General features: G+C 36.9%; 25 protein-coding genes. 8 read left to right on the top strand and 17 right to left on the bottom strand.

Annotated features, from left to right (window positions below):
• The first annotated feature begins 66 nt into the window (after window positions 1-66).
• A complete protein-coding gene (locus tag C9J31_RS13540; RefSeq protein ID WP_107951597.1) occupies window positions 67-897 on the top strand; it encodes a DNA alkylation repair protein in 831 nt (276 codons plus the stop codon).
• Between the two features lie 233 nt (window positions 898-1130).
• Here the strand turns inward: C9J31_RS13540 and C9J31_RS13545 are convergent, their stop codons facing one another.
• From C9J31_RS13545 to C9J31_RS13555, 3 genes are all read right to left on the bottom strand, one after another.
• Entirely contained in the window at window positions 1131-1751 is a 621-nt protein-coding gene (locus C9J31_RS13545; protein WP_107951598.1) for an NAD(P)-dependent oxidoreductase, read from the bottom strand.
• 106 nt (window positions 1752-1857) lie between these two features.
• A complete protein-coding gene (locus C9J31_RS13550; protein WP_153062550.1) occupies window positions 1858-2226 on the bottom strand; it encodes a hypothetical protein in 369 nt (122 codons plus the stop codon).
• A 542-nt stretch (window positions 2227-2768) separates the two neighbouring features.
• On the bottom strand, window positions 2769-3077 hold the full coding sequence (locus tag C9J31_RS13555; protein WP_193767238.1) for a hypothetical protein: 309 nt from the start codon (window positions 3075-3077) through the stop codon (window positions 2769-2771).
• Between the two features lie 159 nt (window positions 3078-3236).
• Between C9J31_RS13555 and C9J31_RS13560 the strand changes: the two genes are divergently transcribed.
• A complete protein-coding gene (locus tag C9J31_RS13560) occupies window positions 3237-3425 on the top strand; it encodes a hypothetical protein (RefSeq protein ID WP_235616397.1) in 189 nt (62 codons plus the stop codon).
• A 189-nt stretch (window positions 3426-3614) separates the two neighbouring features.
• Here the strand turns inward: C9J31_RS13560 and C9J31_RS13565 are convergent, their stop codons facing one another.
• On the bottom strand, window positions 3615-3908 hold the full coding sequence (locus C9J31_RS13565; protein ID WP_054768686.1) for a GPW/gp25 family protein: 294 nt from the start codon (window positions 3906-3908) through the stop codon (window positions 3615-3617).
• Between the two features lie 312 nt (window positions 3909-4220).
• Entirely contained in the window at window positions 4221-4424 is a 204-nt protein-coding gene (locus tag C9J31_RS13570; RefSeq protein ID WP_425312802.1) for a hypothetical protein, read from the bottom strand.
• A 172-nt stretch (window positions 4425-4596) separates the two neighbouring features.
• Between C9J31_RS13570 and C9J31_RS23730 the strand changes: the two genes are divergently transcribed.
• Window positions 4597-4800 carry a hypothetical protein gene (locus C9J31_RS23730; RefSeq protein ID WP_238602228.1) on the top strand — a complete coding sequence of 68 codons (204 nt, stop codon included), beginning with the start codon at window positions 4597-4599 and terminating at the stop codon, window positions 4798-4800.
• A gap of 207 nt (window positions 4801-5007) precedes the next feature.
• Entirely contained in the window at window positions 5008-5295 is a 288-nt protein-coding gene (locus C9J31_RS13575; RefSeq protein ID WP_107951600.1) for a transposase, read from the top strand.
• 120 nt (window positions 5296-5415) lie between these two features.
• Here C9J31_RS13575 and C9J31_RS13580 read toward each other — a convergent pair whose 3' ends face one another.
• From C9J31_RS13580 to C9J31_RS13590, 3 genes are all read right to left on the bottom strand, one after another.
• A complete protein-coding gene (locus tag C9J31_RS13580; RefSeq protein WP_010859579.1) occupies window positions 5416-5616 on the bottom strand; it encodes a cold-shock protein in 201 nt (66 codons plus the stop codon).
• 477 nt (window positions 5617-6093) lie between these two features.
• Entirely contained in the window at window positions 6094-6777 is a 684-nt protein-coding gene (locus C9J31_RS13585; RefSeq protein WP_107951601.1) for a DUF1963 domain-containing protein, read from the bottom strand.
• Complete coding sequence (locus C9J31_RS13590) at window positions 6767-7351, bottom strand: DNA-3-methyladenine glycosylase I (RefSeq protein WP_107926695.1); 585 nt, start codon at window positions 7349-7351, stop codon at window positions 6767-6769. The genes C9J31_RS13585 and C9J31_RS13590 overlap by 11 nt, the downstream gene beginning before the upstream one ends.
• A gap of 639 nt (window positions 7352-7990) precedes the next feature.
• Here C9J31_RS13590 and aac(6') point away from each other — a divergent pair.
• A complete protein-coding gene (gene aac(6'), locus C9J31_RS13595; protein WP_054768687.1) occupies window positions 7991-8428 on the top strand; it encodes an aminoglycoside 6'-N-acetyltransferase in 438 nt (145 codons plus the stop codon).
• Window positions 8429-8865: 437 nt separating this feature from the next.
• Here the strand turns inward: aac(6') and C9J31_RS13600 are convergent, their stop codons facing one another.
• The 4 genes from C9J31_RS13600 to C9J31_RS13615 form a co-directional block, all read right to left on the bottom strand.
• On the bottom strand, window positions 8866-9057 hold the full coding sequence (locus C9J31_RS13600) for a hypothetical protein (RefSeq protein ID WP_107926697.1): 192 nt from the start codon (window positions 9055-9057) through the stop codon (window positions 8866-8868).
• A gap of 1026 nt (window positions 9058-10083) precedes the next feature.
• Window positions 10084-11745 (bottom strand): right-handed parallel beta-helix repeat-containing protein, encoded by a 1662-nt coding sequence (locus C9J31_RS13605; RefSeq protein WP_107951602.1) that lies wholly within the window; start codon window positions 11743-11745, stop codon window positions 10084-10086.
• 240 nt (window positions 11746-11985) lie between these two features.
• Window positions 11986-13731, bottom strand: coding sequence for an adenine deaminase (gene ade / locus C9J31_RS13610; RefSeq protein ID WP_107951603.1), 1746 nt, complete (start codon window positions 13729-13731; stop codon window positions 11986-11988).
• Window positions 13732-14077: 346 nt separating this feature from the next.
• Window positions 14078-14497 carry a pyridoxamine 5'-phosphate oxidase family protein gene (locus C9J31_RS13615; protein WP_107951604.1) on the bottom strand — a complete coding sequence of 140 codons (420 nt, stop codon included), beginning with the start codon at window positions 14495-14497 and terminating at the stop codon, window positions 14078-14080.
• A 166-nt stretch (window positions 14498-14663) separates the two neighbouring features.
• Between C9J31_RS13615 and C9J31_RS13620 the strand changes: the two genes are divergently transcribed.
• The gene (locus tag C9J31_RS13620) at window positions 14664-15290 is read left to right on the top strand and encodes a YczE/YyaS/YitT family protein (protein ID WP_107951605.1); all 627 of its coding nucleotides are present in this window, start codon (window positions 14664-14666) and stop codon (window positions 15288-15290) included.
• A 195-nt stretch (window positions 15291-15485) separates the two neighbouring features.
• Here the strand turns inward: C9J31_RS13620 and C9J31_RS13625 are convergent, their stop codons facing one another.
• The 3 genes from C9J31_RS13625 to C9J31_RS13635 all read right to left on the bottom strand — a co-directional run bounded on the left by C9J31_RS13625 (window position 15486) and on the right by C9J31_RS13635 (window position 18103).
• A complete protein-coding gene (locus C9J31_RS13625; protein ID WP_107926707.1) occupies window positions 15486-16118 on the bottom strand; it encodes a 50S ribosomal protein L25/general stress protein Ctc in 633 nt (210 codons plus the stop codon).
• 172 nt (window positions 16119-16290) lie between these two features.
• Complete coding sequence (locus tag C9J31_RS13630; protein ID WP_107926709.1) at window positions 16291-17205, bottom strand: S-layer homology domain-containing protein; 915 nt, start codon at window positions 17203-17205, stop codon at window positions 16291-16293.
• Between the two features lie 208 nt (window positions 17206-17413).
• Window positions 17414-18103, bottom strand: coding sequence for a YjjG family noncanonical pyrimidine nucleotidase (locus C9J31_RS13635; protein WP_107926711.1), 690 nt, complete (start codon window positions 18101-18103; stop codon window positions 17414-17416).
• Between the two features lie 268 nt (window positions 18104-18371).
• Here C9J31_RS13635 and yfkAB point away from each other — a divergent pair, with 268 nt between their 5' ends.
• Window positions 18372-19484, top strand: a complete 1113-nt coding sequence (yfkAB, locus tag C9J31_RS13640) for a radical SAM/CxCxxxxC motif protein YfkAB (protein ID WP_107926713.1) — start codon at window positions 18372-18374, stop codon at window positions 19482-19484.
• A gap of 214 nt (window positions 19485-19698) precedes the next feature.
• Here yfkAB and C9J31_RS13645 read toward each other — a convergent pair whose 3' ends face one another.
• Both C9J31_RS13645 and C9J31_RS13650 read right to left on the bottom strand, forming a co-directional pair.
• Entirely contained in the window at window positions 19699-20691 is a 993-nt protein-coding gene (locus tag C9J31_RS13645) for an LLM class flavin-dependent oxidoreductase (protein WP_107951606.1), read from the bottom strand.
• A 75-nt stretch (window positions 20692-20766) separates the two neighbouring features.
• Entirely contained in the window at window positions 20767-21192 is a 426-nt protein-coding gene (locus C9J31_RS13650) for a hypothetical protein (protein ID WP_107951607.1), read from the bottom strand.
• Between the two features lie 246 nt (window positions 21193-21438).
• On the opposite strand from C9J31_RS13650, the gene C9J31_RS13655 reads away from it, so the two are divergent.
• A complete protein-coding gene (locus C9J31_RS13655; protein ID WP_107926719.1) occupies window positions 21439-22206 on the top strand; it encodes a sulfite exporter TauE/SafE family protein in 768 nt (255 codons plus the stop codon).
• Window positions 22207-22239 lie beyond the last annotated feature (33 nt).

The raw sequence follows: 22239 nt of genomic DNA on the forward strand, positions 1-22239 counted from the left end.
TAGTTACGTTACAATTAAAATAGATTCATATTTTACAAATATACTAAAATAAGGATGAACTAACGAATGATACATGAACACGTTCTGAATCGAAAAGGGGCTAGGAAGAGCAGTGATATCCCAAGTGAAATACTAGATTTGCTAAATCGCGGGTTAATTGAGAGTGTAAATCTTATTGAATGGCAAGCTGTCAATCATCAAATATTGTTAAAGCATGTAATACCGTCATTCAATTTGGAAAAGGGAAAAATGGATGTACTATTAACCGAAATGGCCAATCAAAATGCTTTTACGGGGATGAAAGCGATTCGTACCACTAGTGATTTACTAACTACAGTAATGGTTGAAGAAAATGAGGCAAAAAGGTTAGAAATATTGACATACTGCGCCAATCATATATCTGATAGTGTAAGATGTTGGGCAGCCTTTATGAATAAAAATCGCCAACAAACTCTAGAAGAAAAACTGTCATTTATTAGACATTTTGCGGCGGATCATCATTTTGGCGTACGAGAAATTGCTTGGATGGCGATAAGAGAGGATCTTTCCGAAGATATAGATAAAAGTGTGGAATTGTTAACTGTATGGGCTAAGGATGATAATGAAAATATTCGACGTTTTGCAGTTGAATCTATGAGACCTCGGGGAGTTTGGACAAAACATATTGAGATCCTTAAGCAAGAACCACATAAAGCATTACCCCTTTTAGATTTACTAAAAGCAGATCCATCAAAATATGTGCAAGATTCTGTGGGCAATTGGTTAAACGACGCAAGTAAAACTCAAGCAAATTGGGTACTAACTATCTGTGAAAAATGGCACAAAGAATCTGAAGCAAACGCAACCGTTAAAATCATAAAAAAGGCGACAAGAACAATCATGAAAAATAATTGCTAATACAATAAAAAGTTCCTCTATCAAATGCTCCCCATTAGCGAGACAGATTTAACATTAAAAATCTGTTTTTCCAAGGGGAGTATTTTTATGTCTTCGAGTACTATTCATAAGAAATGACTTTGAGCAACCTGCCCTTTTTTTCTTGAAAGTAATCATACAGTAAATAAAAGCTCGTTGATATTACAAATTAAATATCATCTCATTCACTGTTGGGAAGAAAAATCCCCCAATTATTAGTATGCAATGCCAACACGAGATTGCAAATATTCATTACATACACTTTGTTGATAAGTAAATTCAGCAGTATCCGCCACTGAAATTTTAGTTCCACCGTCAGGCAGGAAATTCCGTTCTGTTCGATATACGCCAGTATATTCTCCATCAGGCAAATATGTAGGACAGACAATTGTCCAATCAACGTCAGATTGGCTTAACATGTCAAAGACTTTGTGATGCTCTTGTGCTGCAAAAGTAGTTTTCTGTTTGGATTCACTCGACTGGTAACGGAGTAAATGAGGATTTAACCGACTTTGTAATATTCCGGCTGTACCAACGGTAATAATTCGTTTCACATTTGCTTTTTTCATTGTTTCAAGAATCATTCGCATGCTTTCTGTAAGTGTATTTGTGCCATCCGTATTTAATGCACTAATTACAATGTCAATTTCAGACATTACAGATTCTATGTCCTGTTGGTTTAATACGTTGCCATGAGTAATGTCTAAATTAGTATCTTTTATTTCCACTTTATTCGGTGTACGTACTAAGGCAGTAACATGGTGACCGTCTTGTAGTGCAAGTGAAACAATATGGCTACCGACCCGACCCGTTGCACCTAAAACTAAAATTTTCACAGTTTTCATCTCCTCGTAAACAATTATACCATAGCGTAATTTCCAAGAAAAAAGACCAAGACAATCCGTTGGGCTGCCTTAATCTTTGTCATACTTACAATTTATCTTAATTTGTTTCCTTTATATCAACAATGAATGAATTTAAATTATTATTTTTCGCCACACGATTAATAATTTTTTGAATTTCTTCCTTCGACGCTTTGTCTAATTTATCTGAGTTATGTAAGTAAATTGAAATAAATTGTTTATCCGGGGAATCCACTAAATAGCCGACTGTGCTGTCGGGGAAGTAGCCATCCGCTCTTAAAGCCTGTAAAACCTCCTTCGTAAAGCTTGAGCTTTGTAATTTTTCACCAATTTCCTCAGCATAATTGTCTCTAATATCATTGTGAAGAGATTGTTCACTTGGAGATGCGTTATTTTTTATAAGTACAACTGTGATGAATATCAATAAAAATAAAATTAAAAAACTCATTTTTAGTCCCTTCATCCATTCTCTCCATTCTCATTTTACATAAAATATGCTTTATTTTACAAATAAATACTAAAAAAATTATGAACCAGACCCTAGGAATATGTTGATAAATATGCATAACAGAATGAATGTTATAACACTTGATTTTCCGCTGTATGTTATCAATTGTTATTTGAAGTTATACCATTTTCTGACTTTATTTTTTATCTACTATCTCATATTTTTTACCGATTACTGACAGCGTACACTCTTTGCTGGAAATCAAAGTTGCAGATTTAAGGCAAAAGTTTATCTAAATTTTTCATTAAAATAGCATTGTTATAGTATTCATAGCCTTTAGGTAATCATACAACTTATTTTTTAATACCAAGTTTTTATATTTTAATCTTTTCACAGGACAAATTACCAATCTCCTTTCAACCAACCTTCATAGATTATTAGTGTAAGGCAGCGCGCGCATTACTAAAAAACTAACATAAAAGGGAGATTACAGAATGCAAGATAATAGATATTATAAGTATATGAATTGGAATTATAACAATTTAAATAAAGGTGACAAATGCAATCACTATAAATGTTACTGTGAATTTGAAAAGTGTGAACATAAGCAGGAGAAATGTAAGCATAAACACGACAAGTGCGATTCTAAACATGATAAGTGTAGACATTGCGAACAGAAAAAGGACAAATGCTGGCACAAACATGATGAGTGCGAACGTAAACACGACAAATGCTGGCACAAACATGATGAGTGCGAATGTAAACACGACAAATGCTGGCACAAAGACGATGAGTGCGAGCGTAAACACGACAAATGCTGGCACAAACAGGATGAGTGCGAATGTAAACACGACAACTCCTGGCACAAAGACGATGAGTGCGAGCGTAAACACGATAAATGTGATTGCAAGAAAAAACAGGAAGATGACAAACACAAATGCAAAAAAGAGAAATGCGATGATAAATTTGAGCACAAATGTAAAGGTTGTATCTGTAATCTATTAAGATGCTTGGAACCAGGTACGCTAGTAGATGTTCTATTATCAGGTGGCGGTAGTTTCCTTGGTGTTCTTTTCATTAGATTAGATCCGAAAACTTGCTGTGCTTATTTCCTTGAAGTCGGAGATGCTGCTGCGGCTACACCAGTCGTTATTGACTGCCAAAAAATTGACGGTATTAGAAGAAATCCAGTTGCATAACAAAAAAAGGATCTCTTCTTAGAGATCCTTTTTAAGGCATATTTTTTTATAGATACATAGTGAATTGTTCTAGCCATTCGTGATCCAATATATTCGGATAGGAACAATGCTTCTAAACAATCGCTACGCTAACATACTTGTATACTTGGAAGGTCCGCAGATTTATCCACTCCCCTTCTTCTCCAAGCTTTATTCATTCACAATTACTTTTACTACAGGTTCTAATTTCCCAACAAATACGTCTCCAAGATAATCTACATCGATAACAACTGCACGTGGCTCGAAACGTCTAATGCTATCAATAATGCGTGCGGTATTCCGTCTCTTTGTAAGATAAAAAGGTGCGTCAGTATTTGACCTCCTACCATATAGAGGACAAGAAATTACAAATGTAGATAAAATATAAGCTACATTTTGCAATATTTCCTCAACGCCTGTAGCACCGAAATCAATATTGCTCGTAGCGGTAACTTGATGTGTCATCTTATCAACCTTTCTTCAATGATGCAGTCTTAGTTGTATGAAATTTGCAATATACCACAATTAAGTGAATGGCACCCACCCTTTTCTCCGAATATTGTGAGCTGTTTATTTCAATTCGCAATAACCAGCACTTAGTTATTTATGCCAAGCTCAGTTCAGATATGAACGGTATATACTTTTTCCATTCTTCGATTAATACAACCTCTGTTATTTTTACCCGCTTCAAAATTCATTTAAACTTTTGCACCTTAATCCGATATGCTGACGACGTCAAATTACTGTCCAGCGAACAATAATACGCAATTTGGTAATTTACCTTGTTAAAGCATAATAAATAACATATAGCCAACTGAAACATCCATGAATAATAGCCCACAATATAGAGTGATTGACACTCCATGATATTGTGATAGCTAGTACTGCACCAAAACCAATGCCATTTTTCACTACTGTTTTATTTTCCAATTTTTTCACCCTTTTTATTTTTTTTCGTTGAATCATCTGTCTATTTAGCAAATGTTTTCTCCTTTCTTATTGGCGTTGAATGAATTTCATTTTATAGGAATTATGACAATGCCTATTTTACGTTTGCTAGCAACATGGGTTTTTATCGGAGCATCAGCACCTAACGATACTAAGAACATATTATGTATTGAAAGGAGTGACCATTATGCCATAGCAACATAAAATTCAGTATTTAATCGGCCAACCAGTTGGAATTTCATTGACAAACGGTCAAGGGACTTCAGGCATCTTGTGCGGTGTAGCTGGGGGCAAGTTACTTGTCCTAGAATACTTATATCATACTCAATTTGCTTTAACACAATATGATTTTCACAGGATTCCAGACACTGCTAAAATGGCACCGACAAAAGAATCTGATTGTCGGTGACAAGCCTAGAATAATTCTTTGGTAAATCAAAATTTACTCTTTTCATCACCTACAATATGGAGACAAATTTATAGCTTGTAGTGGATGTCCCTGTAATTTAATTTTCGCCAATTTATTATTTCCAACATGAATTTTTATCCTCTAGATATTTCTCTGTTGATTATGCGCAATTTTTCAAGGGCATACTGGAACAAAGGACGTGATATTTTGAAAATTATAATAATTGCAACTACGTTGCTTGTTCCCATCCTGATGCTTTACTTACAACATAACAGCGATAAAACTCGACACTTTTTTAATGCTATGGCAGTAATTTCCTCGATTGTCTTTGGCAGTATCGCAGCCACTTCCATCTATCAAATTATTGTTGATGATGCAGTTTTTATGACAACCATTCATGCCGTTTTTTTGAATCCGCTCTTTTTAGTAGCCGGTGCTTACATGGGTGTGTTCCTTATATATCAATTGATGTATTTTACATTCTACGACACATAGCATCGTACTGACATCGGCCTAGTCATTCAAACTGCGATTTTCTATGTATAAACATTGATGTACATAAAAAAAAGAAGCATTCCCTAAGGAAGCCTCTTTTTTATGAAATGCATGTGTTAATTAAAGTTTAACGATGTTTTTAGCTTGTGGTCCGCGGTTACCGTCTTCCACTTCAAACTCAACTTTTTGACCTTCGTCAAGTGATTTGAAACCTTCGCTTTGAATCGCTGAGAAGTGAGCGAATACGTCTGCTTCACCTTCAACTTCGATAAATCCAAAACCTTTTTCTGCGTTAAACCATTTTACTGTACCTTGTTTCATTTAAGAAAACCTCCAAAAAATAAAATTGTAATATATAATTTCTTCTATAAAATAAAAAAATTCACATATTACAAAAAGTACCGAATAAACACGATTACTTTTTGTAATAGGTGAATTCAATATTTCCACTTAAGGAATGTATTTATTAGTTTTACTATACACTAATTTCTTTTATTTGTCTAATGAAATAATTGTTAATTGTAGTGAATATTTAATCAAAAGATGAAATTACCCATGCTGCGCATTTCAGCTTTATTAAAATATACGGCACTTACGATTACCTGCCAAAGTACCGCATGTTTTTCAAATAGCTCACTAGCTATAGTATATACTTTTTCTCTTCAAATTGCCAAATATATGCCTTTTGCAATCTTGATTTCATTTTATCATAGTACCTTCATGCGCCTCAACTATAATTGGTAAAAAACCATGCTAAAAAGGTCCATCCATCAAACTTTTTTTATTAGAAGGCCACAGTTAGTAGAAATCACAGTGAACACGCCAATCGTTGTTCTCACCATTGTAAAAGAAATAAAAATTCCCACTATCCACGATATTGAAGTGGGCCTTGTTATCGGAGGCAATTTGTAAAACAAATGGATAGGCTTCACCAAAATTATTGCCACTTTGACAAAAAGCTGGATATCCGCCAAGTTTATGGACAGCGTAAATCTCCTCTACAATATCGTCAAAGTACTCCATAGCTTCTTCGTTCTCGTACCGTATTATTTCCTCTTCCACCTCAAGCGGTATACCTCCACCATCCCATGCAGGGCAATCATTGTCAACCAAACGAGGTTTTAGTGGAAATGCTCGTATGTTGTCATGATACCAGCTACGATGCACTAGACCCTTTAATGACGGGTATGTTCTTATTTCAAAAAAACGGCTAAGATCATCTTCAACAAGATGATCAAAAATTTCTTCACTGATAAAAAGTGTCAGTAGTTCGATATGTCTGATTGCTGCAGGTACAAAAGGTAACTCTTTCAAAAAAAATGTAGCCAGTGGCTGAAATCCTTCTGGCTGTTGCTGTTCTGGCAATGACCAGGCAACGGCGCCAAACCAACTCTCAAGCAGCTTATTAGTTGGTCTGATGCCACCAGTTTCAAATATCGTAGCCTTTGTCATTAATCGTGCTTTGATTTCATCAATGTCCATCACCCTGCACCTCGCTATTCACTTGACGACAACAACAATCAACAAGATGATCATTTATCATTCCCGTTGCCTGCATAAAGGAATAACATATCGTGCTACCAACGAATTTGAATCCATCTTTTTTTAATTGCTTACTCATGCAGTCACTTAGTGTTGTTGTTACCGGCACTTGTGCTAAGGTAGACCAATGATTGATGATGGGCTGATGATTGACGAAGCCCCAAATATAATGCGAAAATGAACCATATTGTTGCTGTATTCGAAGAAATGCTTGTGCGTTCGTAACAACACTTGCAATTTTAAGTTTATTGCGAACGATTCGCTGATTCTCTCTAAGCTCAGCCAGCTTGTCCTCAGTATACAGAACAATTTTCGTCGCATCAAATTGATCGAAAGCATCACGATAGCCTTCTCTTTTTTGTAAAATTGTCCACCAACTCAGTCCTGCTTGCGCCCCCTCAAGACATAGCATCTCAAATAAATGCTGATCGTCATATACGGGCACACCCCATTCCTTGTCATGATAGTCGACATATAATGGCTCATCAAGTTTTACCCATGCACATCTCTTCATCGATACAACCTCCATTTCAAAATAATGATGTTCTATGATTTGAACTATTTAATACCTTTAATACATAGCCAGCCTTTTTGTGTATCTTCATGGCTGTTCACCGTTTGAAATCCGACACTTTTAAATAAGTGCTTTATTTCTGTTTTGGTTTTATAATACAATATCTCCATCTTTAATCGTGCCACTGTCAATTAACCATTTATTCATGCCTCGATGAGCAACATTCATTATCTGTAAAATCGCAGACCCTACAAATCCTTTAGGATTCTTTGCTTAGTCAATTAACCTTTGCAACAATGTCATGTTACCTGCACTCCTTTAAAATTCCGTCAGTTGTTGTAAAAGTTCACCAACTCTTTTAAGTAAGCAAATATATGAATACATTCACTACTGCAACAATTTATTGCCTTGTTCTGGGTTTCCCGACTCAATAACGTAGCTTTTTGAAATCAAGAACGGGCATAGGCCGAGCTTCAACGCTATGCTTTCCTAAACTTTTTCTAATAATTACCTATACGGTCTACTATTCAATTAGTTTCATTTTTCACCATAAACCTCAACTAGGTACTGCTTTATGATAATTTGTTCATTGATTTCACAGCTCAATCGATTATACAATATTTAGAAGGAGGTTTTTGGATGATTAGACAAGCGAGGAATGAAGATGCACAGACCGCAGCACAATTAGCACTATTACTTTGGCCAAACAATACACTCATGGCATTTATGGAAGAAATGACGCTACATACTACCACTGAAAACACGGCAATCTTCCTAGCCTATCAAGGTTTAGAAGCAGTCGGCTTTGCTCAATGTCAACTGCGAACGGATTATGTGGAGGGTACAAGTTCCAGTCCTATCGGCTATTTAGAGGGGCTATTTGTGAAAGAGGACTATCGGGGACATGGTTTAGCCAAGCAACTTGTCGCAACATGCGAGCAGTGGGCTAAAATGAAAGGCTGTCTAGAGTTTGCGAGTGACTGCGAATTACACAATTTAGACAGCTTGGCGGTTCATCAAAAACTTGGTTTTACAGAAGTGAATCGTATCATTTGTTTTACAAAATCATTAATATAATGATGTAATACGCCATTACTCCCTTTCAAGTTTGTTGGCCTACACAGCTAACAGACTTTTTTATTTTCTGAAAAATTTCTTCATCACTTTGCTAGCTATTTCGTTATTTTTTCTATGTAAAATTTGATTCTCCCTTATTAATTTCTTAAATGAAGGCTGATGACATCCTTTTTTCGTGCTCATTAATATAACTACATAAATGATAAAAAGGGATACTAGTATTTAGAGAAGAAAACAATCACAAAGGTTTAGTAGAAGGCCCTAACTCTGTGATTGTTTGCTAATATCCTATTCGAATTATCGTTTAAAGGTGAATATCGGCAAAACGTAAATAACACGACACCTTTTTTTCTATGCCCATTCATTATTTAGGACATCAAGTGATATGTACTATGTCAAAGACAAATTTCTCTAACTTCCGACAGAAATTTTTACGTTTAATTTAAATATGTATTGTTTGCTATGTTTCGTTCGCGCTCATCTATTACTAAGTGGATAATAAATGCTAACTGTTGTTCAATTCTCATATTGTTAAGATGAAAGATATCAGCTATTGCATTTTTTTGACTATCTGCCAACTCCACTTTTTCGAGCAGCAGCAATATTTCTTCCTTCGAAAGCCCAAACATACCTTTTTCACCTCCATTCCACTTACCTATTTTATTATTCCGAAATCATTATCTAAAGATCTAGAGCATTACTAACATAGTACTATTATTGAATCATTTATACTAATTATAGGATAAAACACCAAAATTAATCAATATAAAAACTTAATTTTCTAATAATATTTTCTGCAGTACCCAATAAGCATTACTTTTTTTGCTATAATTTTTTGTTTGTAAAAATTATGCTTCTAGAATTACGACTTTTTTTCTTGAAATAATATTATAAATAGACCTGAAAATGAAAACTGCATACTATTTAGTCTATATATATCGATATCATTCCTATAATTTGTCGGAAATTGTAAATGAAACCGCTCACATTTTATGGTGCTATGGTAGAAGTTTACAAAGTCTAAAAGTAAGACAAAAAATTTGCAGAAGCTATCTGTTCATCAAAGCTTGTATAGGCTACTATCCAGTTCATTTTTAGCAAATAATCATGTCAAGCCTTGTATTTATACATTGGATGTTTCTAAGAACTTTTGTCAACTCCTTTTATATATTGTAACAAAGTTTGATAACCAGCATTGCCTCAATGCTTTTTTTAAATTGAGTCAAAGCCATCAACGTAGGATACCTTGCTAGTTGTTTTTTGATAAACAGTTAGGCAATCATATACCTTACCGGCCTACTATTTGTTTCAAACAGTACTCATGCGGCATTCAAGAATGAGCAGGAAACCCGTTCATTTCGTTCATCGACGAGCATGCACACGTGCCACTTATTCGTAGAAAACAAAATCATGTAACAGGGTATTTTTATTTCAAAACTAATTCTAAGAGAGGAACTTATAGCACTCTACTTCAAAATCGACAGTTAAACTCATTAACATTACCCTTTCTTGTAACATTTTAAACCTTTTCTAACAACTTTTGAATTGATCTTCAATCTCCCTTTAACTCCAGGCTTTTTCATCCTTATTCTTTCCAAAAAAAGAAAAAAGTAATTTCAAAAAATGAAATTACTTGTTCTAGTCATGTTTTGGTTTCACATCGTTTTTTTAATATCTTTACTACGTAGTATTGTTGATATTTCCTGTAATACTTCAGCTGGTATCTGTAATTCTTTATTTAATTGCTGTACATTCAGGGTGTTTGCAGTACTTAGCAAGTTCACAATATGTTGTATGTTTTCATTAGATACTGTTGATTTTAAGTCACTATTGATAATTTTCGAGGAGGCATCTCCTTGCCATGTTGCACCATGTGCATAACCTCGTACATATAATTGACTCTTTTCTTGAACAATGGCAGCCGTTTTTACCTTGGCAAGATTTGTGTTAACGATTTCTAGTAGTGACTGATTGGTCATCGCTAAAATTACTCGCTCACATTCATGGACATCGCAATTCTCGATACGCCCCATCGATTTATCAGACCAAATGATTGCATATGGGCTCTGTCTAGCATTTATGAAATCACTATTTAAAATTTCAAAAATGGCATCGATACAAGTTATACCATTGCCAATGATATGAGCAAATGTACTATTTTCCACAAATAAGCGTGCATGATTGATATAAAGGTGGTGACTGTTCACCTCTTGAATTGTTGTATGCTTTAGAGTAATCTTCGCATGTTCATTTCCATAAATACCACCTGTCTGACCATGCTCAATAATGGCGTGATTTAGCTGTAGACCACTCGCATCCACAATAATATGAAATTGTGGATGATGCTGTATCTTACATTCAGTCATAGTTACGTCGGCTTCATTAAAAATAGTAAGTCCTGAAGTTGCGCCATTTCTTATCGTGCATTTATGAACTTCAGCTTTACTATTTTCTATAAAAAGTTGCGGCTTGTTGTGTCTACTCAACTGACAGGCATAGATAAGCGCCTTCGAGTGTTCTCCCACATAAATACCATTTCCTTGACCTTCTGCAAAAACACAATCTGAGACCTTTAGCTCACTTTCATGTACGACCATATTGGTGCCGCCATGTTGTTTGACTTCACAAAGCTCCATCATCATTTTACAGTGATCAAACATTTGCATGCCCAAATTCTGCCCTTGATGAATAAGCGTATTTTTCATCGAAATCGTACTAGAAGCTGCAACAAATTGTGTTTTCTGGTGGCCATGAATCTCACAATTGGCTATGTCCATTTTCATATTACCTATAGCAAAGATTGCGTTCATTTGTCCCTCTAATAACATACAATTTGTCATTGCGAGTTCACTATTTTGTGCTATGATTTGAGCTTTTGTATGATGTTGTATTGTTGAATCAGTAAGGACAACACTGGAACCATTATCGATACGCAATCCATATTGATTTAATGGACTCGCTAGTAAATCAACATTTTTCATCATTAAACTTCCAAAGCTGACGGCGACTTGTGTCCTTACCAGTTGTTGCTCGATTACGCAATTTTCTAACTGTAAGTCCCCTTTAATATAAATCCCCTGACCCTGACTAAAACGGAGATTTCGCATTTCCACGTGCGTATGGTATCGAATAAACACGCCACCTTTGATGGTGACATTCCCCACGCCATAGAGGATTAATCTTTTAGGAATATCAATGCTTTCTTCGTAAACACCATCCCTAATTTCTATAAAATCTCCAGCCTCAGCCTCTTGAATAGCTTGCCCAATATTCTGATAGCGGTGCATAATGCTCTTCTTAACAACAAGTATTGCCATCTTCACACTCCTCCTATCTAAACAAAGATTCTATTTTACAGACTAATTATTTTTTTCTCGTTTTTTATTCTATTTATATACCCAATGAACTTCCTGTTATTCAATTATGTACAAATAATTTACAAAATGGCTCAAAAGAACTGCATCCACACAAAAAGAGAGCAAAGGCTCTAAACCTTGCTCTCTTTTCAAGAATGCTAATTACGACATATACGTATAGGACAACATCGTTATATTTTGTTAGGCTTCCACAGTTATATGCTGGAATGTTGTCACATTAAATAGACCTGTGTCTGTTAGTTTTAAGGCTGGAATAACAGGTAAAGCGACAAACGAGAATGTCAACAAGAAATGGAAATCTAAGTGTGGATTTAACTCATGTAAGGCATTATGCAAATCTGCTAATTGTGCCTTCGCCTGATCCGCTGGTGCATCCGTCATTAAGCCTCCTATTGTTAAAGGCATTTCTGCTATAATTTCACCATTTGCTACGATAACAAAACCACCTTGGATTTCTTGAATCCGTGTAAGGGCTATTAGCATATCGGCATCATTTGTGCCAACCACTAATGCATTATGAGAGTCATGTGCAACGGTTGTCGCTACTGCACCTTTTTGCAAGCCGAAGCCTGTGACAATGCCCAGCCCCGTCGTATGCAAATTGTGGTGACGCTCAATAACAGCAAGTTTTAGTAGATCCTGTTCCACTGACGGTTCAAATACGCCATCTATAACAGGGACATCTACGACCAAATGATTGGTAATAAGCTGATTTGGCACGATTTCCATCACATTGGCCTTATTCCCTTTTGCAAACGGTATTGTTAGCATTTCTTTCGTCACTGTTGGCAAATGCACGGATTGATGGATGTGCGCTGGTACAGCCGTTTCTGGACGAGCTGTGAGCATTACGCCATTTTCAGCAACCTTTACCCCATTTTTCCAAACTGCTTTCGCACGCATTTCCTTTAGATTTTCCACTAAAACAAAATCTGCTTTATATCCCGGTGCTAATGCCCCTCGATCATACAAGCGGTAGCACTCAGCTGTGTTGATGGTTGCAAGTTGAATCGCCTGTAATGGCTCCATACCTTCTTCAATAGCCATGGCCACATCAAAGTTGATGCTACCTTCATCGATCAATTCATCCACGTATTTATCATCCGTACAAAAACCAAATCGACGAGCATTCGATGTATTGACTGCGGGTAAAACATCACGTAAATTTTTTGCGGCAGAACCTTCACGAATTAAGACATACATCCCTTGTTCTACACGATTTAGCGCTTCCTCTGCTGTTACACATTCATGATCGGTATGAATACCAGCAGCACGGTAGCCTGTAATTTGCGCACGATTTAAGCCTGCGCAATGTCCATCAACAACAAGGTTTGCTTGCTGTGCAAGTAGCATCTTTTCAAGCATGTTTGCTTCACCAGTCAATACTGCTGGAAAATCCATAACCTCCGCTAATCCTCGTACATCTTCATGAGCTAAAAATGGCGCTAAATCCCTAACTCCTAAAGTGGCTCCTGCATTTTCAAAACTAGTACCTGGCACACTTGAAGGTAGCATTACGAAAATATCCATATCTGCTTTTTTAGCGTCGTCTAGCATAAACTGAATTCCCTCAGTACCAGCAACGTTTGCAATTTCATGTGGGTCTGTTATGACTGTTGTTATCCCGTGAGGCACAAGCACACGACTAAATTCAGCGGGTGTTAGCATAGACGATTCAATATGTATATGCCCATCAATTAGCCCTGGCACAACATAATGTCCGGCTGCATCCTCCTCATAGCTAGCTTTAAATTGGTTGTGTGTGTCCAGTGCAACTATTTGTCCATTGTTGACAACGATATCTGCCTTTTTCCACGTCAATGTAAAAACATCCGCTACCAGGGCATTACGCAAGATAAAGTCTGCTTCTACCTGTCCTTGAGATGTCAATATGTTTTGTGCAAGTTGTTGTAGTTTTATTGGCATTCTATGCACTCCCCTCTTTTTCTTTATGAATTATCATGCATGAATTACCGCAGAGATTCAAGTAGCATTGTATGTAGTGGCCTTATTTTTAAATGTATTGACAACATGAATAATTTAGTGTTCACTTTTCTAAAATAAACCACCAGTGTTTCACTCACTTGCGCAATCATTGCAAGATGTGCTAGGCTCACGCACGCATAAATCTTGGAATTTTTCAGTTGCCATGAATCTAAACATCAACAAAGCACCCCAATTGTTAGATAGGTGTCTAACAATTGGGGTGTAGTTCAAGTTTATTTACAGTCTGAAACAAACCATCCGCTCAATGAACTTTTTTAAGTTTTATTTATTCTACTGTAAATTCTAGTTCTTTTGGGGGCTCACCTTTTTTATTCATCAGACGCATACGTATCGGTTCAATTTTTAATGTTACCATCTCATCGTTGTTGCCGATAAAAATACCTGTGAAAAATTCAGCCAGTTTGTTTTTCAAACCTTCCTCATGAATTTCTGCCATCTTGCCTTCTATCTCAACAAAAGTATCCCCAAATCCGCCATTTTCATAGCCGTATAAAATATGGGTATACGGATTCTTTTGTAACTCCTCTAGTTTTTCTGAATGTTTATTTGTCACTGTATACAATACAAATTCATCATTTTGGAAGGTCATATAACGTGAGTATGGTTTCCCGTTCTCAACTGTTGCCATCGTTCCTATTTTTTCACGATTCAATACTTCTAAAATTTCATCACGTACAGAAGTCATTTCATCCCATCCTCTCTCTTGATTCTCTTTTATAATGCCCTTCCTAGTCTAAGCTAAAACACTTTTTTTTTGAAAAATAAGAAATGATAGTCTTCGGTAATATGCGCAATCTCTTGTTATAATATTCTTTTGGAGAACATGAATTTTCAGAATGAGGGTAGTAAGTATGAAACAAGCTTTTTTTACGCGATGTCTATTTTTCTTTACAGGCATCTTGGTCTTATCCTTTGGTATAACCTTGACAATAAAAGGACAGCTTTTTGGTGTCGGCTCTTGGGATGTTTTACATATTGGATTAACAAAAACTTTGGGTTTATCTATTGGTACTTGGTCTATTTTAATTGGTCTAGCCATCTTAGCATTTGATATGTTAGTGACAAAGAAATGGCCACTTCCTGGTACATTTGTGGATATGTTCTTAGCAGGTATTTTTATTGATATTTTTAACTATTGGTTGCCTGATATTGATGGATTTTGGATGCAATTATTATCCTACCTTACTGGGCTTGTTTTACTCGGCTGGGGCTGCGGGATGTACATGGTTGCAAATTTGGGTATTGGGCCACGAGATACATTAATGCTTCTTTTTGTCCATAAGTTTAATTGGAGTGTGACACGCGCTCGTACAACGATGGAAGTCACAGTCGCTATACTTGGTTTCTTACTTGGAGGCCCTGTCGGGGTTGGTACAGTATTGATGGCATTTGGGCTCGGACCCATTGTGCAACTTGCGCTAGCCTGCAATGAGAGATTATTTATGAAATGGACTGGCATTAAAAGCGCAGTTGTATAAGTCTACCAAAACTTTATAGTATATATGTAAAAGCTTGTGACATCCTATCGATTTCACGAGCTTTTTGTTCACGTATAAACGCTAAAAAGAGCCACCTCAATTGGAGTTGGCCCTATTTTTTTGATAACCTTTTAAAGAAAAAACGTCATACATCAACACGTTGTTCTATGTTCTATGACGTTTTCTAATCACCCTTTATTCTTTTGGTTCAGAAGTATTTTGTCCGGTTGCTTCTATTGCTTCAGGGGTTTCATCGACCGTTTCTTGTTGTTCATTTTCAGCAGGTGGCGGTGTAATCGCTACTAATGTATAGTCGTCTTCATTTAAAATTTCAAAAGCACATTTTTGGCGAATATCTGCAACATAAAGTGAAGTACCAATTGCTACTTCCGTCACATCCACTTCTATTGTTTCAGGTATTTCTGCAGGCTTCACTTTAATTCGAACTTCACGATTTGGCTGTAACAGGAAACCACCGTCTGCAACTCCAATGGCGTCTCCGACTACTGTAATTGGGATATCGACTTCTAACTCTTCAGACATATTGATTGATTTAAAGTCTACATGCTTCACAAATCCTTTTAAAGCACTACGCTGCATTTCTGTTAATACCGCATTTACCTTCGTTCCTTCGACATCTAATTGGAACACACTCTTACTGCCTATTTCAGCAAGCACTTTCGCAAATGCTCTTGCGTCAAGTGAGATTGAAGTGGATTCCATTTGATAACCGTAAACAACTCCAGGAATAGCACCATTATCTCTAAGCTGTGATAAAGATGATCGTCTTCCTTTATCACGTTTTTTTGCCTGTAAAATTGTACTCATAGCTTTTTCTCCCCTTCATGAAACTAGTCTCATAAAAGGTTTTGCCCGTTAACCAGATTTTTATACCTATTGTGCATTCTAAAACACGCTACTCCTACCACCGAATCCATAGCAAACAGCCGAAGACTTTTATGTGCCCTCGGCTGGTTCGTTTTGCTGTGTTGCTATTTAGTTACAATCTTCCTGCCGCTTCTAAAGAAAGCGCCAACATTTTAGCAAATTGGCCACGTGTAATATATTGGTTTGGCAATAAATTTGTATTGTAGTCAAGAGCACCAATACCATACAATGTTTGTGTATAGCGTAATAATTCGCCTTGGAACGCATTGCTATCCTGATAGGGTAGTGTGTCATATTCTTCTGGTACAAAATCTACAGCATCTAATGTTCGACCAAGCATTAAAATGGCTTGCTGACGAGTGATTTTACCATTTGGATCAAATGTATTAGGAGCTTTTCCGTTAATAATCCCTAATGAATGTAAGGCTCCAACATGACCACCAAACCATGATTTTTTCGCATCGACGTCTTTAAACTGTTTTGTTTGTTCCTGTTGGAAGCTAAATGCACGGGCGAGTAAGGCACTAAACTGCGCACGTGTTAAGGAATCATTTACACCGAAGTTATCAGATGTACGCCCTTGAACAATCCCGCGCTCTGCTAATGCGGTAATATAGCTGCTATATGTCGAGTTTGCTATATCATGAAAATAAATTTGTACAGGATATGCAAACTTTAATTCAGCATTATTATGAATGGTTGCAACCACTCGATCTCCTTCGTCCCGATAGGCAACTGGCTCCATTACGCCTTTTTTAACCATTTGCTTTAAGACTCCAGATTGTCCATTTTTAAAGATTTCAACCTCTAGTGGCTGTCGATTATTGACAATATTAGCTTTAACACTATAGGTTCCTTGTTTTTCAGACGCGGCAATTTTAGCGCCATATGCTGAGTAAACCGTCATATTTTCGGTTTTCATATGTACATAATCCGTTGGCTCTTGATAGGCATGTGCCTGTAGCGGAGTCGTCAATGATGCGCCTAATAGGGCAACCATTATAGCTTTTGGGAATATTCCTTTCATATTACCCTCCCTTTCATCCTTCTATAACTATCATAAATGATTTAATTGTGTAAAAATATAGTATTTTTAGCATACACTAGTATGCTGCCTCTTGTCCTATTTTGGCAAATGCAGGTTACCTTTTATCAGATTTAGCGATCATTTTCCAACTTTTATTTTCCTATACTTTGAATCCCCGCAAAAGTAACATTGTACTCGCGGGGATTCATTATTTTTCTAATACACCATAAAGTTCGTGTAACTTTTTAATTTCATAGTTTGGCAAAATATCACTTGTATTTTCGATATTGTGAATATTAAACCAACATGTATCAATCCCTGCTAGTATGCCGCCCTTGACATCAGAAGTGAGAGAATCCCCAATAATTAGTGCTTTTTCTTTATTTAACCCATCAATTCGGTCAAAAACATAGTCGAAAAATGCTGGCATTGGCTTTTGATAACCTGTTTGCTCCGAAATAAAAATACCTTTAAAGTATTTTGCTAAATCTGCATCTACCAAGCGTTTATTTTGCGTTATCGTTTTACCATTCGAAACAACATATAAATGATAGTTATCTGCGAGCTGTGCGATTAGTTCATATGCCCCCTCAACGTAATGATGTGCTTCTTGTAAGTACTTTTGAAAGATAGCTTCAAAATATTCACCGTCTACTTCTAGCTCAAATTCTTTTAGCGCTATCGAAAATCTTGTATTATGTAGGGCATTTTTCGTCACTTCGCCGCGTTCAAAGGCACGCCACATTGATTCATTAATTTCTTTATAGCGGGCAATCATCGTCGGAGTTGTCGCAATTTTTTCCTGTTCGAACAATCGACTAAGAGCTGCATTTTCAGCTAAATCAAAATCTAATAATGTATCATCTACATCAAATAAAAGTATTTCATATTTACTCAACTTATTTCCTACTTCCCTTCCTTACGGTCTTGCCGTCTTGCTCCTTCTATCATAACGTTTTTTGCAAAAAATAGCAGTAAAATCACTCCATATTACCTATTTACAGAATTATCCGAAAAATAATACGCATAAAAGTATAAGCTGAACTTCCTTAGTAAGGCGACAAAAATGTTCGTCTAGCCATATAAAAGCCCTTTCAAGAATTTCATATTTGAAAATATCACCGAATATGAGACAATAGAATGCTAGAAAGGAAGATGTACGAATTATGACGACCTTACAAAAACTTACGCCATCATTTGATCCATGGGAAGCGTATTTAGATGTTGAACAACATGGACAGATGACACTATCGAATATTGAATTTACAACAACTAACCTTTGTAATATGCGCTGCGCTCACTGTGCAGTCGGCTATACATTGCAAAATAAAGACCCTGAAGCACTGCCAATGAACTTAATCACGAAACGACTTGACGAAATTCCACATTTAAAAACACTGAGCATTACAGGCGGCGAACCGATGATGAGCAAAAAATCGGTGCAAAACTATGTTTTGCCACTATTAAAATATGCACATGCACGAGGCGTACGTACCCAGATTAACTCGAACCTCACTATAGAACCTGAACGTTATTTACTTATTGCACCGTATTTGGATGTGCTACATATTTCACATAACTGGGGTACAGTCGATGAGTTCGTCGAAACAGGTTTTGCAATGATGGACCGTAAACCAACCTACGACCAGCGTGCAGCGCTTTTCCAACGCATGATTGATAACTCAAAAATGCTAGCTGAACATGGTGTCATGGTATCGGCAGAAACGATGCTCAACAAAAAGACATTGCCCTATTTAGAGCATATCCATAACCAAATCATTAATGACATGCAATGTGCCCGACATGAAGTACACCCAATGTATCCCTCAGACTTTGCAAGTGCACTGTCATCACTTTCGTTAGCAGAAACACGCGAAGCTATACATCATCTCCTCGATGTGCGTGATGACAGTACCTGGATGCTGTTCGGTACATTACCATTTTATCCTTGTAGTACAAATGAGGCGGACCAAAAGCTATTAAAACGCTTACGCGAGGCGAAAAACGTTACATTGCGCAATGATCCAGATGGTCGCTCACGCCTAAATGTTAATATTTTCACAGGCGATGTCATCGTTACTGACTTTGGTGATACCCCTGCTCTTGGCAATATCATCAACGATGAGTTACCAGCGATTTTCGACAAATGGATGGAAACTGATTTAGCAAAATCACTCAATTGCCACTGTCCAGCAGTGAAATGCTTAGGTCCGAACGTTCTAGTCAAAAATATGTATTATAAAGATGCCCCGTTTGTAAGTGGCTCAGCGATAGGATAAAGTGAAACTTCAAACCATGAGGGTTTTTCTGCCCCTTGGTTTGATAGCTGAACCAAGCAAGCTTTACTGATCAGTTGATCGACAACCAAGCTGACTCTTTCAACTTGAGGTTACTGCCCGTTGTTGTGGGATCAAAAAACGTCCAATACAGTCAACAGTGGCTGCATTGGACGTTTTTATGTCAATAGCATATTAAAGTTTAAAACACTAGCTACTATAATAATTCTTTCGCCAATAGTTTATAGCAATTCAAACGACTTTCCTGTGCATATTGATTGCAGTTTAGCATTACTTCATCAAAACCATAGTGTTCTTGCTCTGCTACTAAATATTGGGCAATATCCTTCGGTGTACCAACAAGATTTGCCTTACGATTATTGGCAATCGTCAATTTATCCATCTCTGTTAGTGGGTAATCTTTTGCGTCTTCTGGTGACATCGATTGGATGATTTGTCCCTTCATTAGCTGAAGGCGCGTAATATCAATCGGCTTGGCCAAATATTCCGCTTCCTCTACCGTTTCTGCAACAGTCGTCGCATAAGTGACGATAATGTGTGGCTTCTCCATATAATAAGAAGGTGTAAAGGTTGACTTATACGTATCAAAAATATCTTTTGATATATTACCGGTAAAAAACTGTGCATATGAATAGCCAACACCTAGCTGTCCTGCCTGCATGGCACTTTGACCACTTGAGCCAAGTAACCATGCCTCGGGTAACTGGATATTTGTCGGTGATGCAATGACCTGATCATAGACATACTCACCCGATTTTTGCTCATTCATAAGCTTCAAAATAATATCGAGTTTGTCATACTGCTCTGTCATACGCTGTCTACGACCTTCTGCAAGCGCATAAATAGATGGATGGTCACCACCAGGAGCACGCCCTACACCAAAGTCTATACGATTAGGTGCAAGCGCACTTAATGTTTTAAAAACCTCAGCCAGTTTATAGGGCGAATAATGCATCATCATGACGCCCCCTGTGCCGATTCGTAGGCGTTGTGTTTTTGCGGCTAAAAAAGCAGCTGTAATTTCAGGTGCGGAACTTGCAAGTGACCCACTATTATGATGCTCTGCCAGCCACATACGGTGGAAACCAAGCTCTTCACCTAACAGCGCTAGCTGCTCTGTTCGCTTGAAGGCATCCTCAGCAGTATGTCCTTTAGGTACAGGAATTTGATCTAAAATACTTAATTTCATTAAGAAACACCCTTTCTGTATGTAGCTCTCCTTTCTACTGTAATATAGGGACTTCTTTTTCAAAAGTAAAAGGCACTAATGATAGGCAAGTTGTTTCAACTGCCATGTTTCATAAACCGTCACTACCAGTGTCCATCTTTGTTCCATATCTAATACGGAATCATTAAACTTCATAGCAAAGAGTGTAAATTCCGTGGCATCTTCATTCACGACAAACTGTAAAACAGCGTGTCCCACTTCCCCCGCGTGTGAAGTTTCCCCCGATAATTCCACAACATGCTGACCTGTTTTCGCCTCGTAATAACGCCAATAAGGTTCTGTAAACGCGTAGTTAAAAGCATCTCGGACAGTTACATCCGTAAAATTTGCTAAGTAACCTTGTTTAACTGCATCAATATATTCATTATCCGTTACATCTTTTTTGGTGTTATAAACATACCCAACAAGTACCCCCATAAACACAACACAAACAAAAACCCTAAAATGATTCCCTAAACTCAAATGTCATCACGTCCCCTTTACGCAAAAACACTATTTTCTTCATAATACATTAAAATAATTACTTAAAATAGAATATTTTTGTTTTTTACAGAATTTCTTATATTTCTTCAAAAATCGCCACTTCCTATTTACTCGTAAAAAGCTAGTAAGCTCAAACCATTGAAAGTAAAAAACATCTTAAACTATTTACAGCTGCTCTTCGTTTCGATAATATCAGTTTATTATTATAGAAAAGAGATGACGGTATTGCCTTTCGATTTAGATTTAAATATTCTACTGATTCTTATTATTTTTGGCTTTTTAGCCGCTTTCATCGATTCGGTGGTCGGCGGTGGTGGACTCATTTCTTTACCAGCCCTCATGTTCGTCGGTTTACCTCCTTCAGCTGCTGTGGCAACAAATAAACTAGCAGGTACGATGGGCTCTCTCACAAGTACAATTACGTTTTATCGTTCTGGGAAACTAGATATTAAATCTGTTTATAAGCTGTTTCCATTTGTTTTTTTCGGCTCCATGATTGGCGCATGGATTGTCCATTTAATGGACCCGAGCGTCTTAAAGCCATTAATGCTTGTGATGTTAGCAGTTGTAGCCGCTTATACGATTTTCAAAAAAGACTGGGGTGGCATTTCCACCTATAAAAAACTAACACCTAAACGCTATGCTTTTTTCATTGTTATCATTACATTAATTGGTTTTTATGATGGCTTTTTAGGTCCTGGTACCGGTTCATTTTTACTTTTTGCCTTTTTAATCGTCGGTTTTGACTTTTTAAAATCCGCTGGTAATGCCAAATTTTTAAATTTCGGTAGCAATATTGCTGCTCTTCTTATGTTTATGTACCTCGGGCATATACATTATGCGTATGGTTTATCAATGGGTCTTGCCCAAATTGCTGGTGCAATCGTAGGCTCTAAGTTTGCAATAAAACGTGGTAGTGGTTATGTGCGTAAACTCTTTATCGTTGTAACAATTCTATTACTACTGAAAAATACATATGACTATTTTTCGTGAACCACTTCGCCACTATGGGCGAAATTAAAAAAA

Origin of the sequence: Lysinibacillus parviboronicapiens (assembly GCF_003049605.2) — a bacterium.
In the GTDB taxonomy this organism is placed as follows: domain Bacteria; phylum Bacillota; class Bacilli; order Bacillales_A; family Planococcaceae; genus Lysinibacillus; species Lysinibacillus parviboronicapiens.